Origin of the sequence: Marinomonas atlantica, assembly GCF_001639725.1 — a bacterium.
Lineage (GTDB): Bacteria > Pseudomonadota > Gammaproteobacteria > Pseudomonadales > Marinomonadaceae > Marinomonas > Marinomonas atlantica.
This window is the reverse complement of the sequence record NZ_LTAW01000006.1, coordinates 248,361-272,346: the sequence shown is the minus strand read 5'-3', so window position 1 is coordinate 272,346 and position 23,986 is coordinate 248,361. Positions and strand designations below refer to the sequence as shown.

The 23,986-nt window shown below is 45.8% G+C and carries 23 protein-coding genes; 13 read left to right on the top strand and 10 right to left on the bottom strand.

All coding sequences use genetic code 11. The features are described 5' to 3' along the window. The first annotated feature begins 328 nt into the window (after positions 1–328). The 4 genes from mqo to AYW75_RS13010 all read left to right on the top strand — a co-directional run bounded on the left by mqo (position 329) and on the right by AYW75_RS13010 (position 3,022). A complete protein-coding gene (gene mqo, locus AYW75_RS13025) occupies positions 329–1,807 on the top strand; it encodes a malate dehydrogenase (quinone) (RefSeq protein ID WP_067100100.1) in 1,479 nt (492 codons plus the stop codon). 77 nt (positions 1,808–1,884) lie between these two features. Beyond that, positions 1,885–2,142, top strand: coding sequence for a YfcL family protein (locus tag AYW75_RS13020; protein WP_067100093.1), 258 nt, complete (start codon positions 1,885–1,887; stop codon positions 2,140–2,142). 138 nt (positions 2,143–2,280) lie between these two features. Continuing rightward, entirely contained in the window at positions 2,281–2,715 is a 435-nt protein-coding gene (locus AYW75_RS13015; RefSeq protein ID WP_067100091.1) for a nucleotidyltransferase substrate binding protein, read from the top strand. Continuing rightward, positions 2,708–3,022, top strand: a complete 315-nt coding sequence (locus AYW75_RS13010; RefSeq protein WP_067100090.1) for a nucleotidyltransferase domain-containing protein — start codon at positions 2,708–2,710, stop codon at positions 3,020–3,022. Before AYW75_RS13015 ends, AYW75_RS13010 begins: the two co-directional genes overlap by 8 nt. On the opposite strand, the gene AYW75_RS13005 is transcribed toward AYW75_RS13010, so the two are convergent. Continuing rightward, positions 3,009–3,920, bottom strand: a complete 912-nt coding sequence (locus AYW75_RS13005) for a lysine exporter LysO family protein (RefSeq protein ID WP_067100088.1) — start codon at positions 3,918–3,920, stop codon at positions 3,009–3,011. The genes AYW75_RS13010 and AYW75_RS13005 overlap by 14 nt on opposite strands. A 175-nt stretch (positions 3,921–4,095) precedes the next feature. Here AYW75_RS13005 and AYW75_RS13000 point away from each other — a divergent pair, with 175 nt between their 5' ends. After that, positions 4,096–5,478 (top strand): MATE family efflux transporter, encoded by a 1,383-nt coding sequence (locus AYW75_RS13000; RefSeq protein ID WP_067100085.1) that lies wholly within the window; start codon positions 4,096–4,098, stop codon positions 5,476–5,478. A 54-nt stretch (positions 5,479–5,532) separates the two neighbouring features. On the opposite strand, the gene AYW75_RS12995 is transcribed toward AYW75_RS13000, so the two are convergent. Then, entirely contained in the window at positions 5,533–7,017 is a 1,485-nt protein-coding gene (locus tag AYW75_RS12995) for a cobyric acid synthase (RefSeq protein ID WP_067100083.1), read from the bottom strand. Between the two features lie 101 nt (positions 7,018–7,118). Between AYW75_RS12995 and cbiB the strand changes: the two genes are divergently transcribed. The 6 genes from cbiB (at position 7,119) to AYW75_RS12965 (ending at position 11,229) form a co-directional block, all read left to right on the top strand. Beyond that, positions 7,119–8,069 carry an adenosylcobinamide-phosphate synthase CbiB gene (cbiB, locus tag AYW75_RS12990; protein ID WP_082856515.1) on the top strand — a complete coding sequence of 317 codons (951 nt, stop codon included), beginning with the start codon at positions 7,119–7,121 and terminating at the stop codon, positions 8,067–8,069. A 4-nt stretch (positions 8,070–8,073) separates the two neighbouring features. Further along, positions 8,074–9,114, top strand: a complete 1,041-nt coding sequence (locus AYW75_RS12985) for an aminotransferase class I/II-fold pyridoxal phosphate-dependent enzyme (RefSeq protein WP_067100081.1) — start codon at positions 8,074–8,076, stop codon at positions 9,112–9,114. After that, complete coding sequence (gene cobU, locus AYW75_RS12980; protein WP_067100079.1) at positions 9,111–9,632, top strand: bifunctional adenosylcobinamide kinase/adenosylcobinamide-phosphate guanylyltransferase; 522 nt, start codon at positions 9,111–9,113, stop codon at positions 9,630–9,632. The genes AYW75_RS12985 and cobU overlap by 4 nt, the downstream gene beginning before the upstream one ends. 143 nt (positions 9,633–9,775) lie before the next feature. After that, the gene (gene gpt / locus AYW75_RS12975; protein ID WP_067031315.1) at positions 9,776–10,273 is read left to right on the top strand and encodes a xanthine phosphoribosyltransferase; all 498 of its coding nucleotides are present in this window, start codon (positions 9,776–9,778) and stop codon (positions 10,271–10,273) included. 183 nt (positions 10,274–10,456) lie between these two features. After that, positions 10,457–10,858 carry a DUF2914 domain-containing protein gene (locus AYW75_RS12970; protein ID WP_067100077.1) on the top strand — a complete coding sequence of 134 codons (402 nt, stop codon included), beginning with the start codon at positions 10,457–10,459 and terminating at the stop codon, positions 10,856–10,858. Positions 10,859–10,896: 38 nt separating this feature from the next. After that, positions 10,897–11,229: a DUF1904 family protein gene (locus AYW75_RS12965; protein ID WP_067100075.1), complete on the top strand. Its 333-nt coding sequence runs from the start codon at positions 10,897–10,899 to the stop codon at positions 11,227–11,229. 90 nt (positions 11,230–11,319) lie between these two features. Here AYW75_RS12965 and astB read toward each other — a convergent pair whose 3' ends face one another. The 4 genes from astB to AYW75_RS12945 are packed head-to-tail and all read right to left on the bottom strand — an operon-like array spanning position 11,320 to position 16,297. After that, positions 11,320–12,669 (bottom strand): N-succinylarginine dihydrolase, encoded by a 1,350-nt coding sequence (gene astB, locus AYW75_RS12960; RefSeq protein ID WP_067100073.1) that lies wholly within the window; start codon positions 12,667–12,669, stop codon positions 11,320–11,322. A 31-nt stretch (positions 12,670–12,700) separates the two neighbouring features. Then, on the bottom strand, positions 12,701–14,173 hold the full coding sequence (gene astD, locus AYW75_RS12955; RefSeq protein ID WP_067100071.1) for a succinylglutamate-semialdehyde dehydrogenase: 1,473 nt from the start codon (positions 14,171–14,173) through the stop codon (positions 12,701–12,703). A 14-nt stretch (positions 14,174–14,187) separates the two neighbouring features. Then, positions 14,188–15,231: an arginine N-succinyltransferase gene (gene astA, locus AYW75_RS12950; RefSeq protein ID WP_067100069.1), complete on the bottom strand. Its 1,044-nt coding sequence runs from the start codon at positions 15,229–15,231 to the stop codon at positions 14,188–14,190. Between the two features lie 52 nt (positions 15,232–15,283). Further along, a complete protein-coding gene (locus tag AYW75_RS12945; RefSeq protein WP_067100067.1) occupies positions 15,284–16,297 on the bottom strand; it encodes an arginine N-succinyltransferase in 1,014 nt (337 codons plus the stop codon). Positions 16,298–16,431: 134 nt separating this feature from the next. Here AYW75_RS12945 and AYW75_RS12940 point away from each other — a divergent pair, with 134 nt between their 5' ends. Beyond that, the gene (locus AYW75_RS12940) at positions 16,432–16,659 is read left to right on the top strand and encodes a DUF1653 domain-containing protein (RefSeq protein WP_067100065.1); all 228 of its coding nucleotides are present in this window, start codon (positions 16,432–16,434) and stop codon (positions 16,657–16,659) included. A gap of 62 nt (positions 16,660–16,721) precedes the next feature. On the opposite strand, the gene AYW75_RS12935 is transcribed toward AYW75_RS12940, so the two are convergent. The 4 genes from AYW75_RS12935 to AYW75_RS12920 all read right to left on the bottom strand — a co-directional run bounded on the left by AYW75_RS12935 (position 16,722) and on the right by AYW75_RS12920 (position 23,185). Further along, on the bottom strand, positions 16,722–17,708 hold the full coding sequence (locus AYW75_RS12935; RefSeq protein ID WP_231886211.1) for a LysR family transcriptional regulator: 987 nt from the start codon (positions 17,706–17,708) through the stop codon (positions 16,722–16,724). 44 nt (positions 17,709–17,752) lie between these two features. Beyond that, positions 17,753–20,827 (bottom strand): efflux RND transporter permease subunit, encoded by a 3,075-nt coding sequence (locus AYW75_RS12930; RefSeq protein WP_067100058.1) that lies wholly within the window; start codon positions 20,825–20,827, stop codon positions 17,753–17,755. A 1-nt stretch (position 20,828) separates the two neighbouring features. After that, the gene (locus tag AYW75_RS12925) at positions 20,829–21,935 is read right to left on the bottom strand and encodes an efflux RND transporter periplasmic adaptor subunit (protein WP_067100056.1); all 1,107 of its coding nucleotides are present in this window, start codon (positions 21,933–21,935) and stop codon (positions 20,829–20,831) included. A gap of 200 nt (positions 21,936–22,135) precedes the next feature. Continuing rightward, positions 22,136–23,185 (bottom strand): GGDEF domain-containing protein, encoded by a 1,050-nt coding sequence (locus AYW75_RS12920; protein ID WP_067100055.1) that lies wholly within the window; start codon positions 23,183–23,185, stop codon positions 22,136–22,138. A 192-nt stretch (positions 23,186–23,377) separates the two neighbouring features. Here AYW75_RS12920 and AYW75_RS12915 point away from each other — a divergent pair, with 192 nt between their 5' ends. Next, on the top strand, positions 23,378–23,983 hold the full coding sequence (locus AYW75_RS12915) for an alpha/beta hydrolase (protein ID WP_067100053.1): 606 nt from the start codon (positions 23,378–23,380) through the stop codon (positions 23,981–23,983). Positions 23,984–23,986 lie beyond the last annotated feature (3 nt).

The window sequence follows — 23,986 nt, the reverse complement described above, 5'->3', positions numbered from 1 at the left end:
TTCACGAATGGTTGTGAATTTTCATGCTAAGGATTACTAAACTAATACCAAGGTATCAAGACATTAGCGTCAAAATCCGTATAATCTGCGACATACCTGCTCAAAACCCTTGCAAGGTTGATCGTTTTGGTTCTATTGAAGTATTTTTCAAATGAACAGCGTTCTTAGGAGAGTAATTAGGAAGCGCAATAATCTTTACCCAGATTGCAGAGGGAAAGTCCGAATGTGTCTGCTTTAATTCGTATTCGCACCTTCCCTTATTGATGGTCAAGAGCCCTTTTCCTGAATTACTCTCAAACTACAACTGGCTATGATACGGCGAACTCATATGATCTCAAACATGGTAGACGTACTACTTGTTGGTGGTGGTGCCATGAGCACTACTCTTGGAATGATTCTAAAACAGCTTGACCCTTCACTTTCTATTACAATGGTCGAGCGTTTGGACAAAGTGGCACAGGAAAGTACCGATGGTTGGAATAATGCTGGCACAGGTCATGCGGCCTATTGCGAGCTGAATTACACTTCAGAAAATTCTGATGGCACAGTTAATATCGACAAAGCGGTTGATATTAATGCTGCTTTTGAAGTGAGCTTACAATTTTGGTCTTATTTAGTTGAGCAAGGCTTATTACCAGAACCCTCTGAATTCATTAACCGTGTCCCGCACAAAAGTTTCGTGTGGGGAGCGGATAACGTTCAAAAACTCAAAGCACGCTATGAAGCCATGAGTGCTCACCCTGCATTTCGTGAAATGCAGTACTCAGAAGATCGCGCAACCATTACCAAATGGATGCCGTTGATCATGCAGAACCGTCAAGGTGATGAGCCATTAGCAGCAACACGTATTGAGCATGGTTCAGATGTGAACTTTGGTGCAATCGCGCGTAATATGGCTAAGTTCCTTGAACAACAAGAAGGCTTTAACTTAGAGCTAAGTGCAGAGGTCGAAGATTTATCCCAGCAGTCAGATGGAACTTGGAAGGTGTCGATTGACCAAAATGGTCAACGTCGAGACATCCATGCAAAATTTGTGTTTCTAGGTGCCGGTGGTGGAGCTTTGCCGCTACTTCAGAAAGCGGACATTAAAGAAGGCAAAGGTTATGGGGGGTTCCCCGTAAGTGGTCAGTGGCTGGTATGTGAAAAACCAGAATTGGTGGAGCAGCACTACGCGAAGGTGTATGGCGCAGCGCCTATTGGAGCACCGCCGATGTCAGTCCCTCACTTGGACACTCGTATTATCGATGGTAAGAAAGCCATTTTATTTGGTCCCTTTGCAGGCTTTACAACAAAGTTTTTGAAAAAAGGCTCAGTGTTGGACTTGGTGAAAAGTGTTCGAGCAGACAACCTTTGCAACATGCTAAGTGTTGGTAAGAACAATATGGATCTGACCAAATACCTGATCAGCGAAGTTCGTCAGACGCACAAAGACCGTTGCGACTCTTTGCGTGACTTCTTCCCGGATGCGCAAGACAAAGATTGGTCGCTTGCTTACGCTGGACAGCGCGTACAGATCATTAAGAAAGGTCCAGATGGTGCTGGTAAACTGGAGTTCGGTACCGAAGCAATTGTATCCGAAGACGGTTCCATTGCTGCTTTGCTTGGAGCTTCGCCGGGCGCCTCAACAACGGTTCATACGATGATAAACATTCTAGAACGTAGTTTCTATGAGCGTATTAAGTCACCTGAGTGGCAAGCGAAAATGAAAGAAATGGTGCCGTCATACGGACAATCTTTAGTGGAAAACACTGACCTATTGTTGGACATTCGTGCGCACACACTTGAGACGCTCAAGTTAAAGCCGTAGTCTAAACCACAGAAAAAAATAAAGCCGATCTCACGTCAGTGAGCTCGGCTTTTCTTATATTGAGCTAGAGGCAAATTATGACAACTTATGCAGAGCGTTCTGATGCGTTATGTGATGAACTTCGTGAACTTGAACATCAAGCGAATGATGGTGACCAGCTTTTTTACTGCGCCTATTTATTAGGCTTATTAGGCTTACACAGTGCTGTAGAAGGCGATGGTGAAGCGGCATTTGATGCTTACTTTGAGCAAGAGTTGAAAGACACGTTAAATGCGGAAAGTGTATCAGAGCACGATCAAGCGAATATTCTATCCCTATGGCAGCAGATCCAGTAAAAGCCGATGTCGCTAAGACAGTACGCCCGTAAGAGCTGGTTGTATCTGCGATTTGTATTAATCGTGCTGTCATAAGCTCGAACGAAATTTGTTTATTCGATAGACTCTGTTTATACCTTTTTCTCGTGTGAGTTTTCTATGACCCAAGATATTCGTTGGTTACAGCGCTTTGAGTATTTCAAAAAAGCGTATGCTCAATTACAAGAAGCACTTCAGCTTATGGCCGAACGTGAACTCAGTAACATTGAAAAGCAGGGGTCGATACAAGCGTTTGAGTTTACTTATGAGCTTGCTTGGAATGTGTTGCGTGATTACCTTGTATGGCAAGGCGCTGAAACTATTTCTGGTTCTCGTGATGCGATTCGAGAAGGGTATAAGCGTGAGTTGATCTCTGATGGTCATGCTTGGCTTGCAATGCTCCAAGACCTCAATAGAACAGTGCATACTTATAACGAAGCAACCGCGAATCAAATTATTGAAAACTTACGATCAAGCTACGCGCTTTTGTTTGCCGAGTTTGTTGTGACCTTCCAAGATAAAGCTGACGAAGAACTGGAAGGTTTTAATGTCTGAGCTATTTGGCTTAGCGCCCTCTGATGTTGAATTGCTTCGTTCCGTTTTTGAGCGTTTCCCTGAAGTTACCCAAGTTTTAGTCTACGGTTCGCGAGTCAAAGGTAACTTTCGAGCTTCCTCCGATATTGATATGACGATTTTAGGTAACATTGATTGGACTTTATTTAATCGTATAGAAACTGAATTGGATGACTTGTTGTTACCCTATCAGATTGACCTTTCAATATTTTCTCATATCGAAAACGATGCACTTATCGATCATATTCAACGCATTGGGAAGCCCATTTATCCAGCTACATCCCCATAAATAGAGGAATCAATATCGGCACTAACACACTCATAATAAAACCGCTGGCAATACACACGGGGACGATTTCAGCGCCATGTATTTTACCGAGTAGTGGTAGGGTGAAATCCATGGCAGTCGCGCCCGAATAGCCCACAGATAAATGACTGTTGAGTCGTGCGAACATCGGGATCAGCATCAAGGCGACGATTTCACGTCCAAGGTCGAGTAAGAAAGCCGTTGTACCTAGGACGGGATCGCCTAAGCCACTGATCAGAATGCCTGACAAACTGTACCAGCCAAACCCAGAAACAACCGCTAAGCTTTTATTCCATTCTAACCCTAAAAAAGAGCCTGCTATCGAACCTGCAATCAAAGTGGCTGCTACGGTGGTCAAGGCAATCGCGACTCCTTGAGTATTTAGAAACAGTTTACGCAGACGGAAGTTGCCTTGACGTAATTGGCAACCAACTAAAAATAGCAGTAAATAGAGTAACCAAGTCACCAGCTCATCGACGCTTGGAATCCAGCTTTTTAAACTCCAGCCAGCGAGTACACCAACTAAAACCCAGCCCAATGTTTTGGCAGCATCGACCAGCGCATGTCTTGTTGATGAATTATTATCCACATGCTCGACTTTACTTGCCCCAGCGTGGAAAACTCGGCCGCTTATCCACAATGCTAATAAAGGCAACACTGAAATAGCGATAAATAAAACAATGGCTTGATAGCCAGCGATGACAATTTTACTGGCTAGATTATCCAAAGCACCGATACTGTAACCAATCAAACCTAGGATGATGTAGGTGAGCTGAGAAAGGCCTTTTGCAACACGCTCAGGTGTGATTGGGCGTAGATTTATCCAATAGCCGGCTAAAAGAGCAGCCAGAAGTGGCCCAAGTGTTGATAAAATGGTCATAATCCATTGATCCTAAAGGCTTTGATGAGAATTTATAAGTAAGGTGATAAGCGCTAATGCAGAGACTGAAAAGCACACAGTCGGTGCAATTATATCGTGTTATCGTGCAAAATTGACCACTTGGTGATAAATTCGCCGCACCTTAATTTGAATACTTTTCACAGTAGCTAACATCATGTTTAAACGCTTTGCTAAACGTTATCCGTCCTTGAGTGAAATTTTGCATTTGCTCTTTCCAATGATCCTGACGATGACGCTGGAATTGTCCATCAGTATTGTGGATACAATGATGCTAGGACACTATGATTCGCTGCATTTAGCGGCGGTTGGCTTGGCCTCTAGTCTCTGGAGTCCCGTAGCCTGCTTTATGATCGGCGTGACGTTTGGCTTAACACCGTTGATCACGCGTCACTTGCATGGGCGTCAGCGTTTACTGGTCAATGTCTATATGTCTCAAGCGTTTGGCCTGTCGATCATTCTTGGACTGATTGGCGCATTAATGAGTATTACCGTGCTGCCAATGGCGGCTAAAATGATGGCCAGCGAGCCTGAAACCCAGCGCGTTGCGGCACAATATCTGTACCTGTTTTCACCAACGTTTATGGCGCTGGCCTTGATGACGTCTTATAAAAACTTATTTGAAGCAGCAGGCAAACCACGAGTGCCATTGTTAGTGGCTACGCTTAGCCTGATTTTGAATATCATTTTTAACTATGTATTGATATACGGAAAACTTGGCTTTCCTGAAATGGGTGCCAGTGGTGCAGCGATTGCTTCGGCGTCTTCGGTTTGGCTCTCTCTGATCGTATTTGTGCTTTACGATCTTAAAGTAAACCCTGATACATTGTTCAATCGCATTGATTGGTATTACGTGCGTCACTTCGGCATCTTATTTGGTGTTGGTATGCCCGCAGGTTTTGCTTTTGCGTTTGAAATCGGTTTGTTTTCATCTCTAACTTGGCTGACGTCAGCGTTTGGTGACTTGGCGTTGGGGGCTGGGCAAATCGTGATGTCTTACTCAACGATTCTGTTTACTCCATTAATGGCCATGAGCGCTGTTACTGCAATTGTGGTCGCGAAAGCGATGGCAACGGATGGCATTGAAGAAGTGCAGCGCCGCATTCGTATTATTTTGTCATTGGGGGCGGGTTATGTGGCCATTTGCTTTACGCTAACCCAAGCGTTACATGAACAGATTCCTTTACTGTTCAGCTCTAACGAAGTGGTGGCGGCCATGGCGGCAGGCATTCTGTTAATCTCATCTTCGTATCAATTACCCGACATGGTGCAAACCGTGTTTACAGGAGCGTTGCGCGGTTTCCGCGATACCCGCTCAAGCATGATCGCCATGGCCATATCCCTGTTCGGTTTGAGTATTCCATTGGGCTATTGGTTATCTCATTATAGCCCGTGGGCCGAGACGCTACATGTCCGCGGACTGTATGTAGGACTGGGTTTTGGTCTGCTAATCTTGGCAACTATTTTAACCGCACGTTATCGCCTGACGCTGAAGAAATTCCGCAATAAGAAACTGCCGCATCCTGAGGAAGTGGCTTAACGCTTCTAGACACCGAGATCGCAGATAAAATCTGCGACTAAACACACATATAATCTACGTGCTAGCGAGTTTAAAGGCTCGGCAGTTTTCTATCAGTTGGTCTATATCGATGTGTTCATCGCAGCTTTTGGCTAGCCGCGCGACTTCTTGTTCGCGGTAAGCTTCGTAGTCGAAGTCTTGGCTGTCTATCGCGCCAGCCCAGTCGAGTAGGGCTTTGAGTGCATTTTTATCATCGAACAGTCCGTGTAAGTACGTTCCAATTATTTGGTTATCTTTTGATAGATAGCCTTCTTCTTCGCCATTTTCTAGGTCAGCGAAGTGTTGTACCGGCTGGTTGAATTCCGAAATACCGCTATGAATCTCATAGCCTTTGAGCGTAGCGTTGTTGGCGAATGCAAGATGGCCAGTGCGTTGTTTTAGCTGTTTGCCTTCTTTCAGTTCGGTGCGCATTGGCACGTAGCCGAGTCCTGAGGTATTTCTGGGTTCGGCGTTTTCCATGCCGAGTGGGTCTTCTAAGGTGTCGCCCAGCATTTGGAAGCCACCGCAGATGCCCAGCAATTTTCCACCGTAGCGTAAATGTCGCGCAAGATAGTCTTCCCAGCCTTGCTGCCGTAAAAAATCGAGGTCGCTTTGAACACTTTTACTGCCTGGAAGAATGACGAGATCCGCAGGGGGGATCGCCATGTTTTTGCCCACTAACGTGACTTGAACATTAGGGTGTAAGCGTAGCGCGTCCCAATCCGTATGGTTACTGGTGCGTGGCAGAATCGGAATCACGACTTTCAGCTTAGTGTCTTCGGTTGCTTTGACTGGGCTGCTAGCAACGGCGTCTTCTGATTCTAAGTGAAAACCCATTAGATAAGGCAGTACACCCAGTACGGGTTTACCCGTGCGCTCTTCGAGCCAATCAAGGCCCGATTGCAGCAAGGCAATATCACCTCGAAAGCGGTTAATGACAAAGCCAATGACACGGTCTTGTTCGCTCTGAGATAGCAAATCTAATGTGCCGACTAGATGAGCAAAGACACCGCCTTTGTCGATATCAGCAATGATAATAACTGGACAATCGATGCTTTCAGCAAAGCCCATATTGGCAATATCGCGGGCGCGTAGGTTGATCTCGGCTGGGCTGCCTGCGCCTTCGATTAGGACACAGTCGTATTGCTTGGCTAAGTGTTGATAAGAGTCCAGCGCTGCGTTCATGGCGATGGTTTTGTACTCATGATAGCCAACCGCATTCATATTGCCCACCGAATGACCTTGCACAATGACCTGAGCGCCGACATCGGTATTGGGTTTGAGCAAAATCGGATTCATGTGCACATCGGGTTCAAGACCCGCAGCGTAAGCTTGTACGGCTTGTGCGCGGCCAATTTCTTTGCCATCGGCGGTAACAGCGCTGTTGAGAGCCATGTTCTGAGGCTTAAACGGTGCCACATTTAGGCCGCGTTCTTTCATAAGTCGGCATAGGGCGGTGACTAAGGTGCTTTTTCCTGCATCTGAAGTAGTGCCCTGCACCATAAGATTAAAAAAACGCATGTGGGTTTGTCCGCTTGATTGATTACAATGGAAGGGATTTTAACGCATAAGCGTTGGTTTTACTGAATGAAAGTTAATTGAATACTGTGGCGGATAACCTGATGGATTTTCTTTTTGATGCTGTATTAAACACGTTTTCCAGTACAGCATTGGCAGTGATCGCTGCATTACTGTTGGATCGCTGGCTGGGTGAGCCCCAGTCTTGGCATCCTCTGATTTGGTTTGGTCAATGGGTTGATCGCTGTCGCTTAGCCTGGCAGCTGCCTGTTGGCGCCAGCAAACTGCTACAACGCCTACATGGCCTGATCGCGTGGAGTATTGCCGTTCTGCCATGGTTAATGGTGTTAACGTTACTTTTATGGATGCTGCCTAATTGGTTGGAGTGGATCGCTGGTACGGTATTGCTGTATTTCACGATCGGTTGGCAAAGTTTGCGTGAACATGCGATCGCGATCGCAAAGCCATTACACGAGCAAGATTTACCTGCCGCGCGTGCGGCTGTTGGACGAATTGTAAGCCGAGATACCTCTGAACTGAATGAAACGCAAATAGCCAAGGCGAGTATGGAGTCTGTACTAGAAAATGGCAGTGATGCGATTTTTGCGCCGATTTTTTGGTTTATGCTGCTTGGTCCATTTGGTGCTTTGTTGTATCGCTTATCCAATACCTTAGACGCCATGTGGGGTTATAAAACACCACAGCTGTTGCATTTTGGCTGGTGTGCGGCGCGTGTTGATGACGTGTTAAATTCCGTGCCAGCGCGACTTGTAGTGCTGACCTATGCTGCACTAGGTAATGTAAAACGTGCACTGTATTGCGCTTGGCATCAAGGTCGAGGCTGGAAAAGCCCGAATGCTGGCCCTGTTATGGCTGCAGGTGCTGGAGCGCTGCAAGTATCGTTGGGTGGCTCGGCGGTGTATTTTGGTGTCGTTCAAGTACGACCGGTTTTAGGCGAGGGGCCTGAGCCAGTGGTAAACGATTTGGATCAAGCGGTGCGTTTGGTCGACAGAGGCGTCATGTTGTGGGCCTTATTGATTGTCTTAGTGATGTGATTTTATGAATTTGGATTTAATGCCGCCTAAACACGGCGGGGATTTAGAAGCGTGGCAACGTTTAGAACATGGTGCGCAGCATTGGTTGGATTTATCGTCGGCCTGTAATCGTGAACCTTGGCCGATTCCAGAGCTGAGTAGCAAATTATGGCATAAGTTACCGGATCAATTTGTACTTGAAGAAGCGGCGACTGAGTACTTTGGTCAGGCTCCTCTTGCTATTGGTGCTGGCACACAGCAGTTTATTGAAATCTTACCGCCACTGTTACAGAAAAAGAGTGCTGGTAGTACCGTAATGGTGCCTAAAATTGGTTATCAAGAACATGCGTATTGCTGGCGTAAATGGGGTTATGACGTGCTTGAGTACCAAACGGTCGGTGAGCTTTTGTCGACGGCTTGGGACATCGCGGTGGTGGTACAGCCGAATAACCCGACTGCGGAATATCTTAGCGACGATGAGTCCCAAAAACTTCAAACGTTGTTAATCAACTCGCAGCGTTGCCTAGTGCTGGATGAGGCCTTTTTAGATGCCACACCTGAGCGCAGCTGGTTGAATCAGCCGTTGCCTAGAGGGTGTTTTGTCTTGCGCTCAGTGGGCAAGTTTTTTGGTCTTGCGGGAGCACGCGTGGGGTTGTTATTTGGCGAGTCTCAATATAAAGCCGCGGCTCGCTCTCTTATTGGGCCATGGCCGGTCGCGACCCCAGCCGTGCATTTAGTCGCCACAGCGCTCAATGATAAGGCTTGGCAAGCAGAAGCGCTTGAATCGCTAGCAGAGCGTCATGAGCATTTTATGGCAACCATTGTCCCCAAGCTTAATACCCTGTTTGATTCACAAGCGATTCAATACACGCCACTTTTCTACACATGGATGTTAGACGAAGCTCAGGCAGACAAAGCATTTCAGGCGCTTCATAGCGTTGGCATCCACATTCGATTGGGGCAAGGTTGGGTCAGAGTGTCATTACCAGCAGGGCATGAAATGCAGCGTTTAAATGCTGGGCTGGTCAGATTATTGCAAGGTCATCAATTAAAGGAGTTGGGATGAAGCACTTAGTCTTAGGGGGTGTTCGCAGCGGCAAAAGTCAGTTTGCTGAACGCTGGATTGCTGAGCAAGGTTCCGAGATAGTCTATGTCGCTACTTCTCAGGTGTGGGATGAAGGCATGGCGGAACGTGTTGCTCAGCATCGCGAGTATCGGCCTCAGCATTGGTTAACCGTCGAAGAGCCGATCCAGCTTGCAGCAACACTTGAACATATCGCTAAGCAGCAACCTAATGCGGCCGTCATTGTGGAATGTTGCTCGCTTTGGCTGACAAATTTATTGTGTGCAGAAGATGAAGAGCAACTGACGAAAGAGCGAGATAAGTTTTTAGCAACCTTAGCTCGTTATCCTTTACCCATCATTTTAGTCAGTGCCGAAGTAGGGTTGGGCATTATGCCGATGAATGCTTTGGCGCGTCGTTATGGGGATGAAATAGGAGTGTTAAATCAAAAGTTGGCCAAACTGTGCGATAACGTCACTTTAGTGACGGCTGGGTTGCCAATGACATTGAAAGCCAATTAGTTGGAGTACTCTGATTAATAACTGACAATTTTATGGAAAAACTTTAACCGTTTGGTCTAAAATGCGCGACTTATAACTGTCTGGTGGTGGTTGAGTCTCCTTTAAAGGGGATGTAACTGGAATAACAAGCTTAGGAGCAAAAAATGAACCCTTATTCAAAAGACTTTCCGGTCTCTTGGCACGAACTGCATCGTGATGCGCGAGCGTTGTCTTGGCGCTTACTGGAGCAAGGCCCTTGGAAAGGGATCATTGCGATTACCCGAGGCGGTTTAGTGCCTGCGGCCATTCTATGTCGAGAAATGGACATACGCCTGATCGATACCATCTGTGTGGTCAGCTATGATTCAAATGATGAAGGTGGCACTGCCAACGTACAGGGTGATTTACGAATTTTGAAAGGTGTTGAAGGTGACGGTGAAGGTTATATTCTGATCGATGACCTTGTGGATACGGGTAAAACGGCCCGTGAAATTCGTAAATTATTGCCGAAAGCACATTTTGCTACGGTCTATGCCAAGCCAGCGGGTAAGCCTTTAGTGGATACGTTTGTGACAGAAGTTAGCCAAGACACGTGGATTCGTTTTCCTTGGGATATGGAGTATACCTTTTCGACACCTTTGGCCGATCGTCAAAAAGGCTAAGTTGTGTAAATTGCTTTGAGTTAGAGGGGGAAGCTTGTATACACTTGCTGCCCCGTTCAATACGTTGCAATTTGCTACAGAAAAAAATGCGTGTTTGTGCGAAATTTGAGCTAAATTAATAGAGCTTGAAGCGTTGCCCTAACGATAAAGGGTTTCTATTACCAAGTTAGTGTAGGAATCATTATGCACCATACGTTTATCCGCGCCTTACTGCTATGTTTCACTTTTTTCTCTTCCTTTGCTTTAGCAGAAGGCACGGTTGCGCGCGCGCAATTCGCTTCTGAAGTTTTGGATAGAGAGCCGATTGATGAATTGGCGGAAGTTGTTAAAGTAGAATATGGCGAAATTCAACGGGTCTACTTCTACACTGACTTACGTGATATGCAAGGTAGCCAAGTGGTTCATGTTTGGAAGCTTGATGGTCAAGTCCAAGCTGAAATCCCGTTTGATATCGGTGGTGATCGTTGGCGAGTGTGGTCGAGTAAGCGTTTGATGCCAGGGTTCGATGGCACGTGGAGCGTTGATATTGTGAAAGATGGCATTGTCCTTGAAACCCGCTCGTTTGATTATGTGGATGAGTGGTAACATTCTGAAAATTCATTCATATCGATAGGTTGATTTAAATGCCTCACATTCGCGTACGCGGTTTACCTTTTGAAGATTTAGAGTCTATTTCAGATACGTTGGTCGAAACACTTGCTGACTTAACGGACACCCCTAATTTTCATTTCACACTAGAATATCAGTCATCATTGTATTTGGCCGTTGGTGGCGCCTCACCTGCCTATCCGTTTATTGAGATTCTTTGGTTTGACCGGGGCCCAGAAGTGAAAGCCAAAGTAGCACAGGCCATTGATGACCTAGTGCGACCTCTGATAGAGGCTGGACAAGACATTACCACCTTGTTCCAAGACCTTAAAGGCAGTGACTATTTCGAGAATGGTGAGCATTTCTAAACGACTTGCCTTACTTTTAAACGAAAGCCCGCTGATTTCATAATGAAACCAGCGGGCTTTTTTGTGACGCAAGTATAGGCGTTGTGAACGTCAAGCTTTTTGAAAGTCATAAAGACTGCCGAGTTTTAAGATCTGGGTCAGTTCGTCCAGTGCTTGGCGAGATTCCAATAACAGATTTGGATCAGCCAGATCCGCTTCGATCAGCTGATCACGGTAATGCTGATCGACCCACGTATTGAGCGTTGCGAACAGCTGATCATTCATGATCGTGGCAGGGTTTACCGCGGCCAGCTCCTGTTGGCTTAATGCAACACGTAAACGCAGGCAGGCGGGGCCACCACCATTACTCATGCTCTGTTTTAAATCGAATACTTTCACAGCTTTGATGGGCGTATTTTGCGTTAGCAAATTCGTTAAATAAGCCCAAACGTTCTCGTTCTCTTGGCATTCACTCGGCACCACCAATGTCATATCACCGTTTGGTTGGCTGAGCAGTTGGCTATTAAATAAATACGACTGTACGCAGTCTGCTACCGATACCGCACTATTAGGTACTTCCACAAAATAAAACGGAGCTGTTCGATCGCCCCAAGCGAGCTGTAAATCTGCTTTCATTTGCTCTGAGTCTAGAAACGCGTGTTCATGGTAAAAATGAACGTTTCCATTACCCACTGCTATCACATCGTTGTGGAACACCCCCGCATCAATAGCCTTTGGGTTTTGTTGCACAAAGACAGCCCTTTGCTCCGATAGCCCATGACGCCGGGCGATCGCTTGAGAGGCTTCTAGCGTATGCCGAGCAGGGAATTGCTGTGGCCTTGTCATGGCAGTATTAAACGCTGACATACCATAGACAAATAACTCGACACCCGCCTCGTTATAGCTTGAGCAGAAACGAGTATGGTTAGCTGCACCCTCATCGCCGAAGTGCTCGACACTTGGCAGGGCTGGATGGTGAGCAAAGTAACGCTGATCAGGAAACGTTGCTTTTAAAATCTCACCGGTTGTGACGTGTTCGATTGAACGGTGAAACTTGTTCACTAAGTTAGCCGGGGTGAAATGTACTCGGCCATCTTTTGTATCGGCACTGGGTGAGACCGTGGCGGCATTGGCTGTCCACATACAAGAGGCTGAGCTAACAGCGGCTAACAGTTTAGGTGCGTTCTTTGCAGCAGCGGCTAACACTTGTTGATCCGTTCCACTAAAACCTAATGAGCGAAGTGTCGGAATGTGTGGACGCTCGTGGGGAGCGAGTACGCCTTGTACAAACCCCATATCGGCCAACGCTTTCATTTTTACTAGGCCTTGCTTGGCCGCAGCTTTCGGATTGGAGGGTTTTGCGGTATTAACTTGTGAGGCGACATTGCCGAACGATAAACCGCTGTAATTATGGGTTGGGCCGACCAGACCATCAAAATTTGCTTCAATAGCAGAATGCATTATGACACCTCAGAATGACTGGAAAATAAGATTACAGAGTGAGACCGTTAGGTAAAGTTTCCGGCACCTGCAAAGCGTCCACTTCAATGCTTGCGACAGGGTAGGCGCAATAGTCTGCCGCGTAGTAAGCGCTTGCTCTGTGATTACCACTTGCTCCAGTGCCACCAAAAGGTGCGGCACTGGACGCACCTGTTGTTTGACGGTTCCAATTAATAATGCCAGCACGGGAATGTTGTAAAAACCACTCATATTCTCTGCGATCGTCAGACAAAATACCAGCCGACAGACCAAAACGGGTATGGTTGGCAATCGTCATTGCTTGTTCTAAATCGTCGTAACGAATGACCGTCAATAGTGGACCAAAATATTCAAGGTCAGGTAGTTGTTCGAGTATTTCAGTGGCATCAATAATCCCTGGTGTGACAAAGCCGGTATGGCTCTCGCCACGTGTCATAGGTACCAGTGGTTTAGCGCCCAACGTCGTCAACTTAAGGTAGTTTTCAAATAAAATATCTGCTGCTTTGGCAGATACGACAGGGCCCATAAATGGTTGAGGATCTGCATCAAAACGATCGACGTTAAGCGCCAGCGTAGCCTCTTTTAGTGCGTTTAAAATAGCGTCCCCATGGGAGCCTGTTGGCAGTAATAAACGACGTGCGCAGGTACAACGCTGGCCCGCCGACAAGAAAGCGGATTGTATAATTTCATAGACAACGGCACGAACATCTTGAGTTTTTTCAGACACCAATAGTGGGTTATTGCCGCCCATTTCTAGGGCTAATATTTTCCCTGGGTGGCCTGAGAATTGTTTGTGCAGAACATGCCCTACATCCGGGCTGCCCGTAAAGAATAAACCATCAATGCCATCGTGATTTGCCAGTGCAACACCGGTGTCACGCTCACCTTGGACAAGGTTTAACACGCCTGCAGGAATGCCCGCTTTTTGCCAAAGTTGAAACACGAAATCAGAGACGGCAGGGGCCAGTTCACTGGGCTTAAAGACTAGCGTATTGCCTGCAATTAAGGCCGGTACAATATGGCCATTGGGTAAGTGCGCTGGGAAATTATAGGGGCCGAATACGGCGACAACGCCGTGTGGGCGATGGCGTAATACGGCTTTTGCACCGGGCATATCATTCGACTTTGTGCCGGTTCGTTCATTGTAAGCTTGTTTGGATATGCCGACTTTGCCAATCATGGCGGCAACTTCTGTACGAGTCTCCCAAATAGGCTTACCCGTTTCACGACTGATCAGTGTGGCAATGTCTTCAGTGTGCTCTTTTACCAGTTCTGCGAAGCGATCAATAATAGCTAAACGTTCCTCTAGTGGACGATTCGCCCATGCAGGAAACGCTTCGCGAGCACTTTCAATGGCCTGATCAACTTGTTCAGACGATGCGCTGTTGCCGTGCCATACAATACTGCCATCAGCAGGGTCGATGGATTGAAACATTGGGCCGCTTCCCTCAAGCCATGCTTGATTAATATACAGTTGTTGTTTCATAAAAACTCCTTCGTTCAATGGCGTGTATGGGGCAGCAATTCGACTAAACGAATCGGCTCTTTGTGAGAGATGAGCAGCGCATCGGCTTCTTCTTGGCTAAGCACTAAGCCGCTTCCTGGCGGTGTTGCGCGTTGAATCAGAATGCAGCGAAAGTTATCCAACTTGGCATTGGAAACTAAATAGTGAAGGCCTTCGCCGCTATTTTTAGGCTGACCAATGGTGGCTAAGACTAAGCGGCTATCACGTACGGCCCGCAGGTCTTCTACACGTGCTTCTAGCGTTGGGCCCCCGTCGAAAATATCGACGTAGTTTTCAAAACGAAAACCTTCCTGCTCTAGCAGCCGACGTGCGGGTGCGGTGTTGGTATGAACTTGCCCAAGTACCTCACGCGCATCAGGTGGCAGCAGGTTTACGTAAACAGGGTTGTTGGGCATCAACTCGGCGATAAATTGTTTATTGCCTTGTGCAGTCAGTTCATCCGCGCGTTCAAAATCGATGGAAAAGAATTGGCGCCCCAAGCTTTCCCATAATGGAGAGCGGCCGTTTTCGTCGCATACGCCACGCATTTCTGCAAAGATTTTTTCCGTGAAGCGTTCTGGAAATTGTGCGAGAAACATAAAGCGGCATTTAGACAATAGTTGTCCATTACGCGAGTGACGGTAGTCGTCTTGCAAGAACAAGGTACATACCTCACTGAAGCCAGTATAGTCGTTATTTAAAATTAACGTTGGGTGCATGTTATGAATGCCTAGCTCGCGAGAGGAGTGCGTAATGGTGCCTAAGTGGTAACTGTAGAAAGGTTCGTCTAGTCCTACCGCAGCGAGCAACCCGGATGTGCCAACGATGGTGCCTGTGTCAGTATCTTCCAATACAAATAAGTACGACTCTTCGGTAGGCGCCTCAATGGTTTCTTTCGCAAAAGAGTGCACGGATAGATCAATTTTACGTTTGAGTACGTCTTCATCGGCGACCAGAGATGTGAAGCCAACACCTGTGAGAGCGGCCAAACGGTAGAGTTCTTCTAAATCGTCGGGCTTAATTGTTCGAATAACCATCATAAGCGGTGTTCCTCTTAATACTGCTTACAGGGCGCTGTTACGCCTCTATTATTTAAAGTTTAGACCACTGAATGAGACTACCGGAATGAATTCTTAGACGTTCTTGTAGGTCATTGTGGAGTACCAAGCCCGCTACTTGAGCTTGACCTGGTGCGCAGGCAACACGAAAATCTTCCAAATGGCCTGCGGCAATAAGGTAGGCTTCAGTCTGCTCTAATTGAGCATCGAAGAGTGCTTTACCATGGTGTTGATTGGCGATGGTACGAATATCTTGTGCTCTGGCCTCAATGCTGGGCCCTGCATCGAATATGTCGACGTAATCACGAAAGGCAAAGCCTTCGTCTAAAAGAATATTGGCGATTTTTTCAGATCCTTCATGGATGACACCAATACAATCCTGCGCATCTTCGGGCAACGTAGGGACATAGATCGGATAACGGGGCATAAGCTCGGCAATAAAATGTTTGTTACTAATGCCCGATAAATAATCGGCTTTTTTAAAGTCCATACTAAAAAAATGACGCCCCAGTGCTTCCCAAAAAGGCGAGTAGCCCTTGTGATCGCTTTCGCCGCGAATCTCGGCAAAAAGCTTGGGGGTAAAACGATCTGGATGATGAGCAATGAACAGTAAGCGCGCACGTGAAAGTAAGGCAAAGTTTTCATCGGTTTGATGTTTACGATCTAGTACTAAAGAGTTTAAGCGCGTCGTGCCGCTGTAATCGTGACATAAATGTAACGCGGGAACGCGATTATGGATCTGTAATTGTGGTGAGGCGTGTACAACCTCATCAATACGATAACTGTAGAAGGGTGCGTCTACGCCAACCATGGCATCGATGGAGCATGTTCCTACGATTTCATGAGTGTCTTGTTGCTCCATAACAAACAAATAAAACTCGCTACCAGGTTGAACGACGTCAGTATTAAACGAGCGACGTGACGCTGCTATTTTATCGTTGAGCCGTTCGCGATTGGCCGGGAAGTTGGTGATACCTATACCCGCATCGCGGGCTAAGCGTTCTAGCGCGGGTAAATCTGGAAAATCTGCTGGTCGAACTAAATACACTAGACGCTCCTTTTGTATAAGCGGACAATGGATTTATTATCGTTAAAGGTGGTCAAAGGTAACAGATACGAAGTTTCGTAATTGCGACCTACCATTCAAAAACTGAGACATTTCGAGTCGAATTTAGGTAAATCATGAAAAAGACAACGATCAAACCGGGTGTGTACCGTCATTACAAAGGAGCCGAGTATTGGGTAGAGCGTGTGGCGCGACACAGTGAGACGGAGGAGGAGCTCGTGGTATATCAAGCTCTATATGGAGATCGAGGTTGGTGGGCGCGACCAAAGAGTATGTTTTTAGAGAGTGTTGAAATTGAAGGTGAAACGATCCCAAGATTTGATTGGATCCGAGCTCAAATTTAGAAAAAAACATCAAAAGGGCCACATAAAGCAGCCCTTTTGATGTTTTCGTTTATAGCCCGGTATTATTCGTTGAATACCCAAGGTGAAGATTGCATGAAATTGATGATTTGCTCACGGAACCAACGGTGAGCAGGGTCTTTATCATAGCGCTCATGCCAACAAATTTGCACAGGGTGACGACCGCTGTAAGGATCAGCTTCCACGGCATCAGCCGGTAAAGGTAGGACTTTTATCGACGTATAATTTTCTCGACAGGAAGAAATGTTGCTGAACAATTCTCCTAGTTGTGTTGTGCCAATCAGAGCCATACCGCGTTTCACCGCTTCTATGGTGACTGCAATGCTGTCGGTCTCAATTTTTGGTTCAATTACATAGCCAAGTTGCTCCAGCTTTTCGATAGTAACGCTGGTGGTTGCGCTCTGGAAATTACGGATATTAAAGACCACTGTTTTGTGCGCAAGCAGCTCTTTAAGAGTGATTTCGTCTTGAAAGTAAAGCGGATGCGCTTCACTTAAAATCACGCAAGCATCCATGCAGCCAACCATTTTACTGCGAATATTATTGGGCGTCGACTCGGCGTTAACAATACCGAGATCTACTCCATTGATAAGATCATCGTAGCCATTGTCACTCCAGCTGCTGCTGGTGAGACGAATATTAGGGGCTTGATAATGCAACAGTGCCAGTAGCGGTTCGATAAACGTCAGCAATAGCTCCTCGTCAGCTTTAATGCTAAAACGGCGCTTTAATGTGCTTTGGTCGAAATGGCTTGGTTGCAATAAGTTCGACATTGAGCCAAGAATCGGCGTGATTTGCTCATGCAATTCATACGCTCGTGACGTAGGGCTCAAGCCGTAAGCTTGGCGCGTAAATAGTGGGTCCTTGAAGAGATCACGTAGGCGTTGTAATGATTTGCTCAGAGCCGGTTGAGTGACCCCTAAACGTTCCGCTGCACGAGAAACGCTGCATTCTTCCAATATGATTTCAAAAGACACCAGTAATTTGATGTCGAGTTTCAGTAAATCATCTATTTGCATAGTTCTATCCATTTTACCTCGACCCCTATTGGGTCGAGGTATTTGTGCACGATTTATCAGTTAAAATCGCTCATTTTACGATACTTCACACGATGCAAAATGGCATAAAAGACAGGTACAGCAATCAGAGTAAGAATCGTCGCAAAGCCTAGACCAAACGCGATAACAACTGCCATACCTTCGAAAAATGCATCGTATAACAGCGGTACCATACCAAGGATCGTGGTAATGGCTGCCATGCACACTGGGCGTACACGACTGACCGCTGATTTGAATATCGCCTCGTAGGTTTCCGTTCCTTGTGCGAGCTCGTAGTTGATTTGGTCGGCCAAAACAATACCGTTTTTCACGATCATGCCGGACAGGCTTAGGAAGCCAAGCAGGGCCATGAAGCTAAATGCAGCATTCATTATCAGCAATCCAGAAGACACACCGATAAGTGCTAACGGAACGCAGAACCAGATAACTAATGGCACGCGCACAGAGTTAAACAATAAGATTGTAATGATAAACATGAATAGGTAGCCCATGGGAAGCGAAGTAAAGATGTTTGCTTGAGCATCCGTACTACTTTCATATTCTCCCCCCCATTCCATGCTATATCCGGGTGGAAGTGCAATATTTTCGACACTTTCACGGATACGGCTGAACACTGCCATTGCCGTTTCATCACCTAAAATTAGAGGGTCTGCTTTAACGGTAATCGTACGTTTACGATCTCGGCGCTCAATGATCGGGTCTTCCCAAACGGTTTCAAAACCATCGACTAAGTTCGAAACGGAAATGTATGCACCACTGGCTGGGCTGTAGATTTGTAAATCACGAACCTGGTCAATCGACACGCGCTCATTCTCAGGCACGGTCTGAATGATTGGCAATAAATCTGTGCCATCGCGATAGGTTCCGATTTCAGAGCCCGTAAAGTTAGTCAGCAAGACTTCGTCCAAATCACTCTTATTGATACCTAAACGTCGTGCTTGAGCATCGTTAAAGATGGGGCGCAAGACTTTTACTGGCTGGCGCCAGTCATCTTTAATGCTCTCTAAACCGCCATCTGCACGATAGATGTCTTGCACTTGCTGGCTCAGTTGACGTAACACTTTAGGGTCAGGTCCGCTAAAGCGCGCTTCAATTTTAGCACCGGTCGACGGCCCTAATTGCAGTCGCTGTAACTTAAATTCCACGTCTGGATATTTCTCAGACATCATCTGATAGATTTCTTCCATCAAGGATGGAATGTCGTCGCCAGTTTTGGTTCGAACAATAAACTGAGCATAGCTGGTATCGGTTTGTTTCGCTTCATATGTCAGCATAAAGCGCAGAGCACCTTGACCAGTGGTACTGGTCACAAATTCGATACGATCATCACCCAACAGCTCTTGTTCGATTTCGTTTACTTTGTCGTATGTGGCATTGATATGTGTGCCTTCTGGCATATTAATATCAAGATAGAACATCGGTGTTGTAGACGGTGGGAAGAATGCCTGTTTTACAAACTGGAAAGCCCAACCAGACACAACCAAAGCGCCCACTAAACTGATGACTGTCATCCAACGGAAATGCATGGCTTTATCAAGTAACCATTTATACCAAACAAATAGAAAACCTTTGTATGGGTCTTGCTCTTCTTTGGCATCGTTACCTTGTTTGCTTTCTTTAAAGAATAAATCACAGAAGAAAGGCGTTAATGTAATCGCTGTGACCCAGCTGAGCATTAGGGAAATAAGCAGTACAAAGAATAAAGAGCCGACAAATTCACCCACAGAATCCGGAGACAAGCCAATGGGGGCAAAGGCGGTGACGGCAATGACGGTTGCACCCAATAATGGCCATTTGGTTTGTTTTACGACGCTAGAGGCGGCTTCGAATTTACTTTGACCACGGTGTAGACCAATCAGGATGCCTTCGGTTACTACAATGGCGTTATCAACCAGCATCCCTAATGAGATGATTAACCCACCGAGAGAGATGCGTTGTAAGTTGATATTAAAGTAATCCATGACAATAAAGGTGCCAAGGATTGTTAAAAGTAGAATCAAGCCGATCAAAATACCTGAGCGAACGCCCATAAAGACCAGCAATACTAAAATAACTATGCCAACCGCTGCTGCTAGGTTGGATAAAAAGCTGGTCACGGAGTTGGCAACTTCTTTGGATTGGAAGTAGACCGTATCCATATTAATGCCGACAGGCTGTTGGTACTCTATGTCTGCTAAACGGTTCTCAATGCGTTCGCCAACTTCTACTACGTTGACGTTATTGGCGAACGAAATGCCTAAAAGAAGGGAGCTGGCACCGTTAAAATTCACCAAATGTGTTTGTGGATCTTGGTATTCGCGTTTGACGGATGCCACGTCACTTAAGCGAATTAAATTACCGTCACCAGGGGTGCCAATAGTTAAATTCTCTAACTCTGAAATATCATTAAATTCGCCTGTCGGACTAATACGGATGTAATCCGAACCTACCTGAACCTTACCTGCGTTTGAGACGACATTCTGGTTAGCTAACAAACTTTGTAGTTGAGTAGGAGAGACACCCATGGTTGCAAGTTTAGAGCGAGAAATTTCAATGGTCACTTGCTCAGCCTGTTCTGCAGCAACTTCCACTTTCGCAACGCCATCGACCAATACGAGTTCGCGTTTAACATAGTCAACGTAGTTCTCAAGGTCTTTGTAAGGGTAACCTTCACCGTGAACAGCGAGCATGATGCCATATACGTCACCGAAGTCGTCGACTACGATTGGTGATGAAACACCAGCTGGAAACTGCCCTTGCATGTCACGGATTTTCTTACGCAACTCGTCCCAGATTTGCTTTAACTCTTGGGCGCGGTAGGTGTCCTTGATCGTTACTTGAACTTTCGAATAGCCATCTTTTGAGGTAGACCGAATCTCGTCTACATAGGGTAGATTCTGCAGTTGGAGCTCGATCGGGTAGGTAACCTCTTCTTCGACCTGTTCAGGGCTGGCGCCCGGATATTGAGTAATCACTAGGGCATCTTTAATGGTGAATTCTGGATCTTCCAATTGCCCAAGATTCGTGAAAGCCATGGCACCGCCGATGAGTAGAATCAGCGTGACTAGCCAACTTGAAACTTTTCGTTCGATAAAATAACCGGCAATATTCAACTTAGATTCCTCCCTCACGTGTCCAAGGGCGAACTTCAAGGTTAGGTGTCAGATCGTGTACACCAGCCGCAACGACTTGTTCTCCAGGCTTTAAACCATCAGTAATTTCGATGCTGTTATTGGTCATATTGCCCAGTTGAACAGGGCGTGGTGTGACGGTGCCTTGCTTGGCATCATAAATCCAAACAACACTTTCACTATCTCCGCTGTCTTTAAGTTGGCGCATCACTGACTCAATGGGCACGGTTATATGGGTCGGTTTGCCGCTTATTTTACTGATGTCTAAGTCGACGGTGGCAGTCATACCAGGTAATAAGTTGATGCCAGTGTGCTCGGTATCGATCAATGAAATCGTTGCATCGTAGGATTTAGTCGTGACATCGGGCGTTGTACGGTGTTCTTTGTAAACCCCTTCAAAGACCTCGCTTGGCACTGCATCTATAGTGACCTTAGGGTGATACTGCAAGGCAACTTTTTGGATATTGGCCACCAGTCTTTCAGGTATCTGGAACTCCACATCCATTTGCTCAATATTTTGGATATGAAGAATAGTTTGAGTGGCGCCAACGTACTCGTAGTTATCTATGCTTAAGGACGCGATGACACCGTCATAAGGTGCTTTTAATACACTGTAGCTCAGCTGATTTTTAGCGCTCTCAAGCGCGTTTGCTGTTTGGTCTAACGTGGCTTTTGCTTCGTCAAATTGAGCTTTGGTCGTTGCGTTACTGGAGAGCATGGTTTTAATACGATCAAATTGCGCTTTGGCGAGTTTGTAGTTGGCCTCAGATAGTTCAACTTGAAGCTCATAATCAGTTGGGTCTAAGGATGCTAACAGCTGTCCTCGTTTGACGCGTTGACCTTCTTTGACATCTAGCTTGGTGACCTGCCCACCGACACGAAAGGCTAAATTTGCTTCATCACTGGCTTTCAGTTCTGCTGGGAAATGACGAATACTGATGATATCCGTTGCATCGACGGTAAAGAGTTTGACTGGACGAATGATTTTTTCTTTCGTTTCAGTGGCTTCTTCTGATGAACAACCGGCAAGTGCGGCCGTTGCTGTAATGGCAAAAATAAGTGGCTTTAAACCCTTGAATGGACGAACCATGAACCCTCCATGAGAATCAAAATTAGATAAGAATAACTCGATTTTATATCTAACTAGCCTAGTTATAAATTTACAGATTGCTATGCTAGATATTCTTTTGGGTAATATCTTAGTGTTTATGATAGTGAATGTGATTATAATTGCTGAGTAATGTTGAATCGATTGAAAGGATTTGTTGACTGTGTAATCGTCTTTGGTTGCTATTTATGAACTACCTTAGAACGGCCAGTATTTTTAGCTTGATACAGTAGTTTATCGACTTCCGATAGTGCATCTTCTAGACATTCTTGTTTGTCTAGTTTAATCAGACCGAAGCTACAAGTAATGGGAGAGTCCAGCCCGTCTACTTGAATTTTTAATGGGACATCTTGGCATAGCCGTTCCATGGTAGAGAGAACATCAGGGTAAGGTTGATCAATGAATATAAACAAGAATTCCTCACCGCCCCAGCGGCAGCATGTCCCCTTGCCCTCGGAGTATTGACTAAAAAGTCGAGCAACCCCTTGGAGTACTTCGTCACCTTTTAGATGACCCAGAGAGTCATTGATACGTTTAAAGTAATCAATGTCCCCTAGGGCAATATAGATAGACTGATTTTTGCTGGCTGCAATGTTGAGTATTTCATAACCTCGACGACGATTGACGAGCTGCGTTAGTTCGTCGTTATAAGCACGATATTCCATTCTTTGTAAATGGCTAACAAAAATCATCCGAACTACAATCGCGGTAAATATAAAAGGTAAGCTGGCGCTGATCAAATTAAAAACATATAACCAACTGTAAGTGTCTTGGTAGGCTTCTTTTTCAAATGGAGCAAAGATATTAAGTAAAAGTAGAGGGGCAATGATCAAAGTTAGACAGGCCATAGCACTTCTGTGGTATCTAGCAGGCAGGATACACATGAGCAATACGGCTGGCCAAAGGTATAGCTGGAAACCAGACGCTAGTCCCATTGTAGTGGTTGCAGCAAAAGCATGGGCAGAAATTTCACAAGCAATCAATAAAATGCTGAAACGGTAGCGACCTTTAATTGTACAGAAAATAGACACACACCAAAGCATCACACTGACCACATTGAATATCGCTAACCACTTAATGTCGATCAGAATAAATAATATAATGAAGCATAAATGAGCGATTAAGCCGTTAACATTAATTAGTTGTAACGTCGAAGACTCATTATCTACAAGCCGTTGACTATTGTTGTACAAGTCTTTTAGTGCCTTTGTAATAATAAAAAAATCAGCCATAGATCCATTCTTTAAAGGGAGGTTAAGCTTTACTTAACTGAGTATAGACCTTAGCAGTTTGCTGACAGAACCACTGTGGCAGAATTGAATAGAATGGCATGACTTATGTGCGGTTGTGTAAAGATAGATGCAGAAACAGATACACAGCAAACAGTAATCTTAAAATTATAGCGTTAAAAATATGAGGCGATCATGATAGTAGTGGATAAATGGTCTTTCTATGGGGCTTGGTTAGTGCTGCTAACGTTAGCAGGGTGTAGTTCTTCACCAACGTCAAATACCAGAATCAACGCATCGTCTACAGAAGCTATGGCGATCTATGTTGAGGAGGATGTCGCTTATTTGTCCGGGTTACTGAGCAGTTCCTTACCCAGTCAGCTAAAGTCTGCGTTGAGTGAACATCCTAATGTGACGGATTTAGTCTTGGTTGATGTACCTGGCTCAACGGATCAAGCAGCGACGATGGAAGCTGCTAGATTTATTCGACATTTAGGCTTAAATACGCATATTGCGAAGACAGGTTATGTGTTGTCCGGCGGGGTCGATTTATTTTTGGGCGGTGTACAACGAACCATTGGTGCGGGTGCAGGGGTCGGCGTACATTCGTGGCGCGATACTCAGAATTGGGGCGATGAAATTGATTTATCCGACCCTGTACATGCGAGTTATGTTAACTTTTACCTTGAAATGGGTGTGCCGGAACGTTTTTACTGGTTTACGCTGGACGCCGCGCCAGCCGAGCGGATTTACTACTTATCACCGGAAGAGATCTACGATTATCGTTTATTAACCGAGTAACTT

Bases quoted from the DNA above. Each gene is read 5' to 3' on its own strand.
- mqo (WP_067100100.1), top strand. From the start codon at position 329: ATGATCTCAAACATGGTAGACGTACTACTTGTTGGTGGTGGTGCCATG.
- AYW75_RS13020 (WP_067100093.1), top strand. From the start codon at position 1,885: ATGACAACTTATGCAGAGCGTTCTGATGCGTTATGTGATGAACTTCGT.
- AYW75_RS13015 (WP_067100091.1), top strand. From the start codon at position 2,281: ATGACCCAAGATATTCGTTGGTTACAGCGCTTTGAGTATTTCAAAAAA.
- AYW75_RS13010 (WP_067100090.1), top strand. From the start codon at position 2,708: ATGTCTGAGCTATTTGGCTTAGCGCCCTCTGATGTTGAATTGCTTCGT.
- AYW75_RS13005 (WP_067100088.1), bottom strand. From the start codon at position 3,920: ATGACCATTTTATCAACACTTGGGCCACTTCTGGCTGCTCTTTTAGCC.
- AYW75_RS13000 (WP_067100085.1), top strand. From the start codon at position 4,096: ATGTTTAAACGCTTTGCTAAACGTTATCCGTCCTTGAGTGAAATTTTG.
- AYW75_RS12995 (WP_067100083.1), bottom strand. From the start codon at position 7,017: ATGCGTTTTTTTAATCTTATGGTGCAGGGCACTACTTCAGATGCAGGA.
- cbiB (WP_082856515.1), top strand. From the start codon at position 7,119: ATGGATTTTCTTTTTGATGCTGTATTAAACACGTTTTCCAGTACAGCA.
- AYW75_RS12985 (WP_067100081.1), top strand. From the start codon at position 8,074: ATGAATTTGGATTTAATGCCGCCTAAACACGGCGGGGATTTAGAAGCG.
- cobU (WP_067100079.1), top strand. From the start codon at position 9,111: ATGAAGCACTTAGTCTTAGGGGGTGTTCGCAGCGGCAAAAGTCAGTTT.
- gpt (WP_067031315.1), top strand. From the start codon at position 9,776: ATGAACCCTTATTCAAAAGACTTTCCGGTCTCTTGGCACGAACTGCAT.
- AYW75_RS12970 (WP_067100077.1), top strand. From the start codon at position 10,457: ATGCACCATACGTTTATCCGCGCCTTACTGCTATGTTTCACTTTTTTC.
- AYW75_RS12965 (WP_067100075.1), top strand. From the start codon at position 10,897: ATGCCTCACATTCGCGTACGCGGTTTACCTTTTGAAGATTTAGAGTCT.
- astB (WP_067100073.1), bottom strand. From the start codon at position 12,669: ATGCATTCTGCTATTGAAGCAAATTTTGATGGTCTGGTCGGCCCAACC.
- astD (WP_067100071.1), bottom strand. From the start codon at position 14,173: ATGAAACAACAACTGTATATTAATCAAGCATGGCTTGAGGGAAGCGGC.
- astA (WP_067100069.1), bottom strand. From the start codon at position 15,231: ATGATGGTTATTCGAACAATTAAGCCCGACGATTTAGAAGAACTCTAC.
- AYW75_RS12940 (WP_067100065.1), top strand. From the start codon at position 16,432: ATGAAAAAGACAACGATCAAACCGGGTGTGTACCGTCATTACAAAGGA.
- AYW75_RS12935 (WP_231886211.1), bottom strand. From the start codon at position 17,708: ATGGATAGAACTATGCAAATAGATGATTTACTGAAACTCGACATCAAA.
- AYW75_RS12925 (WP_067100056.1), bottom strand. From the start codon at position 21,935: ATGGTTCGTCCATTCAAGGGTTTAAAGCCACTTATTTTTGCCATTACA.
- AYW75_RS12920 (WP_067100055.1), bottom strand. From the start codon at position 23,185: ATGGCTGATTTTTTTATTATTACAAAGGCACTAAAAGACTTGTACAAC.
- AYW75_RS12915 (WP_067100053.1), top strand. From the start codon at position 23,378: ATGATAGTAGTGGATAAATGGTCTTTCTATGGGGCTTGGTTAGTGCTG.